The organism is Sphingomonas bacterium, assembly GCF_903643035.1.
In the GTDB taxonomy this organism is placed as follows: domain Bacteria; phylum Pseudomonadota; class Alphaproteobacteria; order Sphingomonadales; family Sphingomonadaceae; genus Sphingomonas.
This window is the reverse complement of the sequence record NZ_CAHJWW010000116.1, coordinates 1-8,950: the sequence shown is the minus strand read 5'-3', so window position 1 is coordinate 8,950 and position 8,950 is coordinate 1. Positions and strand designations below refer to the sequence as shown.

Here is an 8,950-nt window from a genome sequence, read left to right as displayed (position 1 = left end):
CAGCCGCGTCACCTCCATCTCGCCCGACAGCCGCGCGAAGCGGGCGAGCGCGGTCCGCGCGACGGCGAGCCCCGACGCCTCGATCGCGCCGGTGGCGGCGAGGCCGCGGCCAAGGCCGGCCAGCACCTTCTCGTTGAACAGGATCGCCGGCAACCGCGCCGGACCCTGGTAGACGACCAGGCGGATCGAGTTCGACCCGATGTCGATGATCGCGGTCCGCGGTTCCGCCACGGCCGCAGGAGCGCGAACGAACGGCGCGAGCAGGTTCAGCGCCACAGGGTCACCACGCCGCGGTCAAGGCCGGCGACGCAGGAACAGCGTCGGCACTTCCCGCCCGGCCTCGATCGCGGCACCGCGACCCGACAGCGACGGGTTGGTCATGAAGTATCGATGCAGGTTGAAGGACCGCTCACCGGGCGAGCAGCGCGCATAGCCGCCGTCCGGGCGCAGTTCCCAGCTCTGCTCGTCGTCGATCAGGTTGGCGACCATCACCTGGTCGAGGATCTGGTCGTGAACCGTCGGGTTCTCGATCGGAAGCATGTACTCGACGCGGCGATCGAAGTTGCGCGGCATCCAGTCCGCCGACGATATGAAGACGCGGGCGCCGTCGCCCGGCAGGTCCGCGCCGTTGCCGAACGCCATGATGCGGCTGTGCTCAAGGAAACGCCCGATCACCGATCGCACGCGGATGCGTTCGCTCATGCCGGCGACGCCGGGGCGCAGGCAGCAGATGCCGCGGATCACAAGGTCGATCTCCACGCCGGCCCCGCTCGCCTCGTACAGCTTCTCGATGATCGCGGGATCGACCAGGCTGTTCATCTTGGCCCATACCGCGCCCGGCCGGCCAGCGCGCGCGTGCGCGATCTCGACGTCGATCAGCGCCATCAGCCGCGAGCGCAGGTCCGCCGGACTGATGCTGACCAGCTCCATCCCGGCGGGCTCGACGTAGCCGGTGATGTAGTTGAACATCTTGGCGGCATCGCGTCCGATCCGGGGGTCGGCGGTGAAGAACGACAGGTCGGTGTAGATGCGCGCGGTCACCGGATGGTAGTTGCCGGTGCCGAGGTGGCAATAGGTGCGGAACCCCTGCGCCTCGCGCCGCACGACCATCGCGACCTTGGCGTGCGTCTTCCAGTCCATGAAGCCGTACACGACCTGCACGCCCGCGCGCTCCAGCGCGCTCGCCCAGTGCAGGTTCTGCTCCTCGTCGAACCGCGCCTTCAGCTCGACGACGGCGGTGACGGACTTGCCCGCCTCGGCCGCGGCGATCAGCGCGTTGATGACCGCGGGCTGCTTGCCGGCGCGGTACAGCGTCTGCTTGATCGCCACCACGTCCGGGTCGGCGGCGGCCTGCTTCAGGAAGGCGAGCACGACGTCGAACGATTCATAGGGGTGGTGGACGACGATGTCCTTGGCCGCGATCGCGGCGAAGCAATCGCCGCTGAACTCGCGGATCCGCTCGGGGAAACGTGGCGCATAGGGCACGAACTTCAGGTCAGGCCGGTCCTCCTCGACAAGCTGCGCCAGGTCGACGATGCCCAGCAGCCCGCCGGTCTCGGTGATGATCGTGTCAGCGCCGCCCAGCTCGGTCTTCAGGATCGCGGCCAGCGCGTCCGACATGCCGGGTTCCAGCTCCAGCCGGATCACCCGGCCGCGGCGCCGGCGCTTGATGGCGTTGGCGAAATAGCGGACGAGGTCCTCCGCCTCCTCCTCGACCTCGATGTCGCTGTCGCGCAGCACCCGGAACATCGCGCTCGCCCCCATGTCGTACCCCGGGAACATCAGCGGCGCGAACCGTTTCAGCAGCGTCTCGACGGTCGCGTAGCGCGCGGGCTCGCCGGGCAGGCGGACGAAGCGGCGCGTGGTGGCGGGCAGCATCACCAGCTCGCGCACCGGCGCCTCGTCGCTGCGGCGGACGAGGTCGAACAGCATGGCCGCGCCCGCGTTGGGGATGAACGGGAACGGATGCGCGGGATCGAGCGCCTGCGGCGTCAATATGGGGAACAGCTGTTCGCGCACATAGCGTTCGAGCCACGGATCCTCCCCCCAGGACTCCTCGGGATCGGTGGGGTCGAGCACCGCGATCCCGGCGTCCGCGAGCTGGGGGAGCAGCGCCTGCCACACCGCTTCCTGGCTCGCCATCAGCGCGTGCGCCTCCTGCGTGATGGCGCCGAGCTGCTGGCCCGGCGTCAGCCCGTCGGCCGAGCGACGCTCGACATCCTGCAGCTGCTGGCCCTTCAGCCCGGCGACGCGGACCATGAAGAACTCGTCGAGGTTGGAGCCCGAGATCGACAGGAACCGCACGCGTTCCAGCAGCGGATGCGCGGCGTTGCATGCCTCTTCCAGCACGCGGCGGTTGAACGCGAGCCACGACAGCTCGCGGTTGAAATACCGGTCCTCGCGTCCGGTCTCCGCGAACGGATCGTCGTCGGCGGCGACAAGATGGGCGAGATGGGCGGGACGGTTCATGTCACAGCAGCCTGGGTTCCGGAACGATCATCGACGTCGGCGCGAGCGTCGCGCGGGCGAACGGCACCGACAGGCGCCGCCGCGCGCCGGACGCTTCGCGTTCCAGCAGGTCGACCACCCGCAGGACCGACAGGTGCGTACGCTCGATCCGGCTCGCCAGCCAGTCCACCAGCTCGGCCCGCGCATCGAGGCCCCGGCGCAGGAACTCGCGTTCCAGCAGCGCCCGGACCAGCGCGTCGTCGGGTCCCGCGATGGTCGCGATCGGACTGGCCCCCAGCCGGGAGCGAAGGTCGGGCAGCCGCACCGGCCATGCGGGCGGCGCGGCATCGGCGACGATCAGCATCGGGCGATCCTCCACCTGCGCGCGGTTCCAGGCGTGGAACAGATCGGGTTCGGCATGTTCCTCGGCATCGTCGATCACCATGCCGCCGGTCTTGGCCGCGAAGATGCGCGCGAGCAGGCTGCGCCCGGACTTGCGCGGGCCGACCAGCAGCGCGGCGCGCACCGGCCATCGCCGGTGGTCGTCCAGCATCGCCACGGCCCGCGCGTTCGACGCGGTCACCAGGAACGCGTCCTCGCCCGGCCCCGCCGGCCAGACGAAGGGCAGCGCCAGCTGCGCGCTCATCCCGCCGCCGGATTGTCGGGGGAAAGATCGGGCGGCAGCAGCTGCGGCGCGCGGCGGATGCGCAGGGTCGCGCCCGATCCGAACACCTGCAGCCCCCGCGCCTGCAACTGCGCCTTCAGCAGATCGGGATCGCCCGCGAAGGCGACCCGCATCACCGACGTGCCGCCGAGCGCCAGGCTGGCCGTCACCGCGGACCGTACGCCCGCGATCGACCGCACCAGCGCCTCCGTCGCCGACACCGCCCCCACGCCGGCGCTGTCGTACTGGATGCTGACCTGGCTGACCGGGACGGCCTCCGCCGCCGTGTCGGTCGCGCCGCCGGCCGCATCGTCCTCCACAGGGTCCGGCGCGGCGGCGGGCGGCGGCGGCGACAGCGCGACGTCGGGACGCAGGTCGCCCGTCCGCAGCGCCTCCTGATAGGCGTCGTCCATCCGCTTGACGCCCGCGTCCATCAGCTGCGGCAGGCCGTCGGCGTTGCCGACCCTCAATGTGAAGCCGGTCAGCAACGCGCCGTCCGGGCCGTGCCGCGCCTCGAACACACCGATCACCGGGCCGCCGGGCCATTGGCGATACAGGCGCACGGTCGGGATCAGGACGTCCGACGCGCCATATTGGTCGATCAGCGTGCGCCACCATGCCCGCCCGCGCCGCCCGACCTGCCCCGCCGTGAGCAGCAGCGAATCGGGACCGTTGCCCGATGGGCGGATATAGTCGATCGCGCTGTTGCTGGTGCGGTACCGCGCCCATGCCTGCTGCCAGGGCGTCCGCTGCTGGAACACCTGGCCGACGCCGCCCGACCATTGCACCGGGATCACCAGCATCGGCGGCGAATGCAGCGTGTAGCTGGATATGCCCAGCAGCGTTCCCGCCCGCTCGCGATCGAACAGCACGCCCAGCCTGGCGATGTAGCGAGTCGGCCCGATCTGCTCGTTCTCGACGACGATGCTCGACACCAGCCCGTCCAGCGCACCGTCCGACAGGCTGGATGCGCTGCCCGACAGGCGTTGCGACAGCTGATTCCATGCCTTGCGCTGCGCGATGCGCCAGCCGGCGTAGCGGGCGGCGGCGGCGGTGGCGGCGGACACGTCGACGCCGACCCCGTCCACCTCATAGGCGCCCGAGCTGTCGACCGGCGCGACGCCGCGATTCCCGCCCTCGACCTGGGCCACGACGGCACCGGCGGCAAGCGCAGCGGCGGCGATCGCCGGCCAAAGTCGCGGGAGGAAGCGGGACATCGCGCGCCTTTTGCCGGGGCCGCGGTGGAAATCCAAGCGCGTTGTGGCTAGGCAGCCGGGATGAACGACACACCTCCCCCGTCGGCGACCGGCTACACCTATGCCGATGCCGGCGTGTCGATCGCAGCGGGCAACGCGCTGGTCCGCGCCATCGCGCCGCTCGCGCGGGCGACAAGGCGACCCGGCGCGGACGCGGAGCTGGGCGGCTTTGGCGGGGTGTTCGATCCCAGGGCGGCGGGATACGCCGATCCGCTGCTGGTCGCCGCGAACGACGGGGTCGGCACCAAGCTGCGCCTCGCGGTCGAGCACGACCGGCACGACGGCGTCGGCATCGACCTGGTCGCGATGTGCGCCAACGACCTGCTCGTCCAGGGCGCGGAGCCGCTGTTCTTCCTTGACTATTACGCCAGCGGCCGGCTGGACGAGGAGGTCGCGACCCGCGTGGTGGCCGGCATCGCGGACGGGTGCCGGCAGGCGGGCTGCGCGCTGATCGGCGGCGAGACGGCGGAGATGCCGGGCATGTACGCGGGGAGCGACTACGACCTTGCGGGCTTCTGCGTCGGCGCGGTGGAACGCGACAGGCTGCTGACGGGCGCCGCGATCCGGCCCGGCGACGTGCTGCTGGGGCTCGCGTCGTCGGGGGTCCATTCCAACGGCTTCTCGCTCGTGCGGCGGCTGGCGGCCGATCGCGGGTGGAGGATGGAGCGACCGGCGCTGTTCGATCCCGACGTCCTGCTGATCGACGCGCTGATGGCGCCGACGCGCATCTATGTCGCCGCGCTGCTGCCGCTGCTCAAGGCCGGGCGCATCCGCGGGCTGGCGCACGTCACCGGCGGCGGGCTGCTGGAGAACGTGCCGCGCGTGCTGCCCGAGGGATGCCGCGCGGCGATCGACGCGGGCGCGTGGACGCAGCCGCGGCTGATGGCGTTCCTCCAGGCGCAGGGGCGGATCGAGCCCGAGGAGATGGCGCGCACCTTCAACTGCGGCATCGGCATGGTCGCAGTGGTCGCTCCTGACGAGGCGGACGCCGTCGCCGCGGCGCTGGCGTCGGCGGGCGAGACGGCATTGCGGATCGGCGACGTGCGCGCCGGCCCGCGCGGCTGCACGGTGACGGGCGGCGCGGAGGACTGGAGCGGGCGGGGCGACTGGACGGCGTCGCATGATGCCTGATCCCCGGCCGGCAGGGCCTGATCGCCAGCCGGCAGGCGCCGGCAGGCGCGTCGCCGTGCTCCTGTCGGGTCGCGGCTCGAACATGACGAGCCTGGTGGAACAGGCGGACGGCTATCGGGTCGTGCTCGTCGCGTCGGACAGGCCGGACGCCCCCGGCCTCGCCTGGGCGGCTGAGCGCGGGTTGCCCGTCTTCGCCCTGTCCCCGAAGGGCATCGGCAAGGCGGCGCACGAGGCGGCGCTGGACCGGGCGTTGCGCGCCGCCTGTATCGAGGTGGTCGCGCTCGCCGGGTACATGCGGCTCCTGTCGCCCGGCTTCGTCGCGCGCTGGCATGGCCGGATCCTCAACGTCCACCCGTCCCTGCTGCCGCGGTACAGGGGGCTCGACACCCATGCGCGCGCGATCGCGGCGGGCGACGTCGAGGCGGGTTGCTCTGTCCATCTCGTCATCGACGAACTCGACGCGGGCGCGGTGCTCGGCCGGGCGCGCGTGCCGATCCTGTCCGGCGACACCGCCGACACGCTCGCCGCGCGCGTGCTGGTCGAGGAACACCGCCTCTATCCCCGCATCCTGTCGGAGTATTGCCGCGCCATGCCGACGCCGCTCGACCACCTGCGCCGCGTCGCGCTGGCGCTGCCCCATGCCGAGGAGCGTGCCGAGGAGCATGGAGGCGATCCGGTCGTGTTCGTGGTGGCGGGGGAGCCGTTCGCGGAGCTGCGCGACGGCCGCACGCTGCGCGTCCTGGCGGAGGCCGGGTGGGACAGCGCGGAACTTGCGGACGACGCCGACTGGCCCGCGCTTGAGGATCGCATCGCCCGGGGCTGGGAACTCGCCGCGCCGGCCGGGCTGCTGGAGGCGGGCGGGCGATGACGCGCGGGCCGGGGAGCGAGAACGCCGACCAGAAGCGCACCCGCCGACGCTGGATCAACCTCGCCGAGCTGGTGGCGGTCGCAGGCGTGCTGATCGCGGCGCTGACGCTGTGGAACAGCTGGTCCGAACGTCGCGCGTCCGAGGCCGAACGGCGCCGCGACGAGCAGGTGGCGGTGCGCGACAGGGGCCGTTTCGAGCTGCGGGGCAAGGTCGCCGCGGACCACCGGTCGATCCTGCTGCTGGGCGACGACACGCACGACCTGCGCGACGTCCGGCTCGCCTTCCCGTCCGCGCTGGGCATCGACGCGCAGGATGCGGTGGGCCTGTCGGTCGACCGCGACCTGTTCGCCGCGCCGCTGCTGAAGGCCACCAAAGGCGCGGACAACGATACGCTGCGCCGGCTGCCCGTGCTCGTCACCTATCGCTATGGGGCAGGCGACGGGGAACTGACGCGCACCGCCATCTTCGACGTCATCTGGAAGGCGAACGGGCATCTCGTGCTGGGACGCAGCGTCGAGCTGCGCGATTTCCGGCTCCGGTCGCCCGGCGGCGGCCAGCCCCGGCTGGATGCGGCCTGGGCGGCGGAGAAGCCCGCTACCTGAGCGGCGGTGCCAGTCAGGTAGCGGTCAGGTGGCGGTCAGCCGGCCAGGAAGCCCGCGATCGCGGCGCCCAGTTCCGGCCGCACCACCGCGCTCATGTGATTGCCGGGCACCTCGACATAGCGTGCGTCCGGCAGCACGTCGGCGAGCGCCGCCGCCGAGCCGTTGTCGTCGTCCTGCGCGCCGTTGACGACGAGCGCGGGCAGGTCGAACCGCTCGATCCGCGACCGCGGCGTCGACACGAAGCTGTCGAGCAGGCCGAGCAGCGCGACCGGATCGCCGCCGGTCGTCTTCAGGAACGCCTCCGCCATCCAGGCCGCGCCGCCACGCTCGTGCGCGCCGAGGTTACCCAGCACATGACGGAAATGCCCGGTCCGCCGCCCGACATCCGTCAGCCCGTCAAGCCCCATGCCCGAGAACACCGCGCGGCGCGGCCTGGCGCCGGTCGCCAGCATCCGGCACACCGTCCGCGCGCCGAGCGAATAGCCGCCGAGATCATAGTCCGACAGGGCGAGATGGCGCACCAGCGCGTGCCCGTCGCTCGCCAGTATGTCGGGCGGGTAGCAGGCGGGATCGTGCGGCCGGTCGCTTTCGCCATGCGCGCGCAGGTCCGGAAGGATCACCCTGAAGCCCCGCGCGACGAGCGCGGCGGCGTGGCCGTACCGTATCCAGTTGGTCCGCGCGTCGGAGAAATAGCCGTGCAGCAGCACGACCGTCCGCGCCGCCGTCCCCTCGCCCCCGAACTCCCGCCAGGCGACGCGCGTGCCGTCGTCGGCATGGAAGAAGCGGGTCTCGCTCGCAGGATCGGCCACGGTTCGTCATTCTCCGCCCGATGATCGGACGGTCCCGCCATATCGTCGCGGCCGGCACAACCCAAGCACGATGGGCGGTATCGCGGCCTTCCATTCCATAAGCATGCTTATTATAGGAGTAGCGATGACGGATATAGGCTTCCTGATCGGCGATGTCGCGCGGCTGCTCCGCCGGCGGTTCGACGAGCGGGCGCGGCTGATCGGCGTCACGCGGCAGCAATGGCGGCTGCTGGTGATGCTGAACCGGTGCGAGGGGCTGAACCAGGGCGCGCTCGCCGAGCGGCTGGAGGTGGAGCCGATCAGCCTGTGCCGGATGGTCGACCGGCTGGAGGAGGCGGGACATGTCGAGCGCCGCCGCGACCCCGCGGACCGCCGCGCGTGGAGGCTGTTCCTCACCGATCGCTCGCGACCGCTGATCGAGCAGCTGGCGCGCATCGCCGACGCGGTGATGGAACAGGCGCTGACCGGCATATCCGCCGAGGCGCATGCCGCGCTGGCGGCGGTGCTGACGGACGTCCGCGCCAATCTTGCCACTCCCTTCGTTCAGGACGCCGCCCATGGCTGACGCCGATCCCGCCCGCGACCTTGCCGCCGGGCAGCATGCCGCGCCTACCGTCGCCGCTCCCGTCGCTGCGCCGCGACGCTGGTGGCGGCTCGCCCTTCTGGTCAGCGTGCCGGTGCTGATCGTCGCGCTGGCGGCGGTCCTGTGGCTGGGCGGCGGGCGCACCGTCTCGACGGACAACGCCTATGTGCGGCAGGACCGGGTGTCGGTGTCGTCCGACGTCGCCGGGCGCATCGTCGCGGTGGCCGTGCGCGAGAACCAGCACGTCGGCGCGGGCGACGTGCTGTTCCGGATCGATCCCGACCCCTATCGCATCCAGGTCGAGCAGGCGGACGCGGCGATCGCCAACGCACAGGTCGCGCTGACCTCGCTCCGGGCCGATTACCGTGGCACCACCGGCGACATCCAGGCCGCGCGCGACCAGATCGCCAACACGCAGGAGAGCCTGGACCGCCAGACGCAGCTGATGGTGCAGGGCTTCACCACCCGCGCTCAGCTCCAGTCCGCGCAGCACGCGGTCAGCCAGGCGCGCGCGCAGCTCGCCAACGCGGTCGCCGGCGCGGACAAGGCGCAGGCCAAGCTCGCCGACGGCGCCGCCGTGCCGGGCGAG

Annotated in this window: 8 protein-coding genes and 2 pseudogenes; 5 read left to right on the top strand and 5 right to left on the bottom strand. The window is 72.0% G+C overall.

The features are described from left to right. From HUV01_RS08710 to HUV01_RS08695, 4 genes and pseudogenes are all read right to left on the bottom strand, one after another. Positions 1-276: pseudogene (locus HUV01_RS08710) on the bottom strand (hypothetical protein); the annotation flags it as partial. Between the two features lie 18 nt (positions 277-294). Continuing rightward, positions 295-2,469, bottom strand: coding sequence for an RNA degradosome polyphosphate kinase (locus HUV01_RS08705; protein ID WP_174297898.1), 2,175 nt, complete (start codon positions 2,467-2,469; stop codon positions 295-297). A 1-nt stretch (position 2,470) separates the two neighbouring features. Continuing rightward, positions 2,471-3,094, bottom strand: a complete 624-nt coding sequence (locus HUV01_RS08700) for an HdaA/DnaA family protein (protein ID WP_174297897.1) — start codon at positions 3,092-3,094, stop codon at positions 2,471-2,473. Next, on the bottom strand, positions 3,091-4,329 hold the full coding sequence (locus HUV01_RS08695; RefSeq protein ID WP_174297896.1) for a heavy-metal-associated domain-containing protein: 1,239 nt from the start codon (positions 4,327-4,329) through the stop codon (positions 3,091-3,093). The genes HUV01_RS08700 and HUV01_RS08695 overlap by 4 nt, the downstream gene beginning before the upstream one ends. A gap of 60 nt (positions 4,330-4,389) precedes the next feature. Between HUV01_RS08695 and purM the strand changes: the two genes are divergently transcribed. From purM to HUV01_RS08680, 3 genes and pseudogenes are all read left to right on the top strand, one after another. After that, a complete protein-coding gene (gene purM, locus HUV01_RS08690) occupies positions 4,390-5,499 on the top strand; it encodes a phosphoribosylformylglycinamidine cyclo-ligase (RefSeq protein WP_174297895.1) in 1,110 nt (369 codons plus the stop codon). Next, a pseudogene (gene purN, locus HUV01_RS15165) lies at positions 5,492-6,085 on the top strand (phosphoribosylglycinamide formyltransferase); the annotation flags it as partial. The gene purM and the pseudogene purN, both read left to right, overlap by 8 nt. 278 nt (positions 6,086-6,363) lie before the next feature. Beyond that, positions 6,364-6,969 carry a hypothetical protein gene (locus HUV01_RS08680; protein WP_174297893.1) on the top strand — a complete coding sequence of 202 codons (606 nt, stop codon included), beginning with the start codon at positions 6,364-6,366 and terminating at the stop codon, positions 6,967-6,969. Positions 6,970-7,004: 35 nt separating this feature from the next. Here HUV01_RS08680 and HUV01_RS08675 read toward each other — a convergent pair whose 3' ends face one another. Beyond that, a complete protein-coding gene (locus tag HUV01_RS08675; RefSeq protein ID WP_174297892.1) occupies positions 7,005-7,778 on the bottom strand; it encodes an alpha/beta fold hydrolase in 774 nt (257 codons plus the stop codon). Positions 7,779-7,902: 124 nt separating this feature from the next. Between HUV01_RS08675 and HUV01_RS08670 the strand changes: the two genes are divergently transcribed. Both HUV01_RS08670 and HUV01_RS08665 read left to right on the top strand, forming a co-directional pair. Next, the gene (locus HUV01_RS08670) at positions 7,903-8,343 is read left to right on the top strand and encodes a MarR family winged helix-turn-helix transcriptional regulator (RefSeq protein ID WP_174297891.1); all 441 of its coding nucleotides are present in this window, start codon (positions 7,903-7,905) and stop codon (positions 8,341-8,343) included. Continuing rightward, on the top strand, positions 8,336-8,950 hold a 615-nt coding region (locus HUV01_RS08665; protein ID WP_174297890.1), incomplete at its 3' end, for an HlyD family secretion protein. The genes HUV01_RS08670 and HUV01_RS08665, both read left to right, overlap by 8 nt.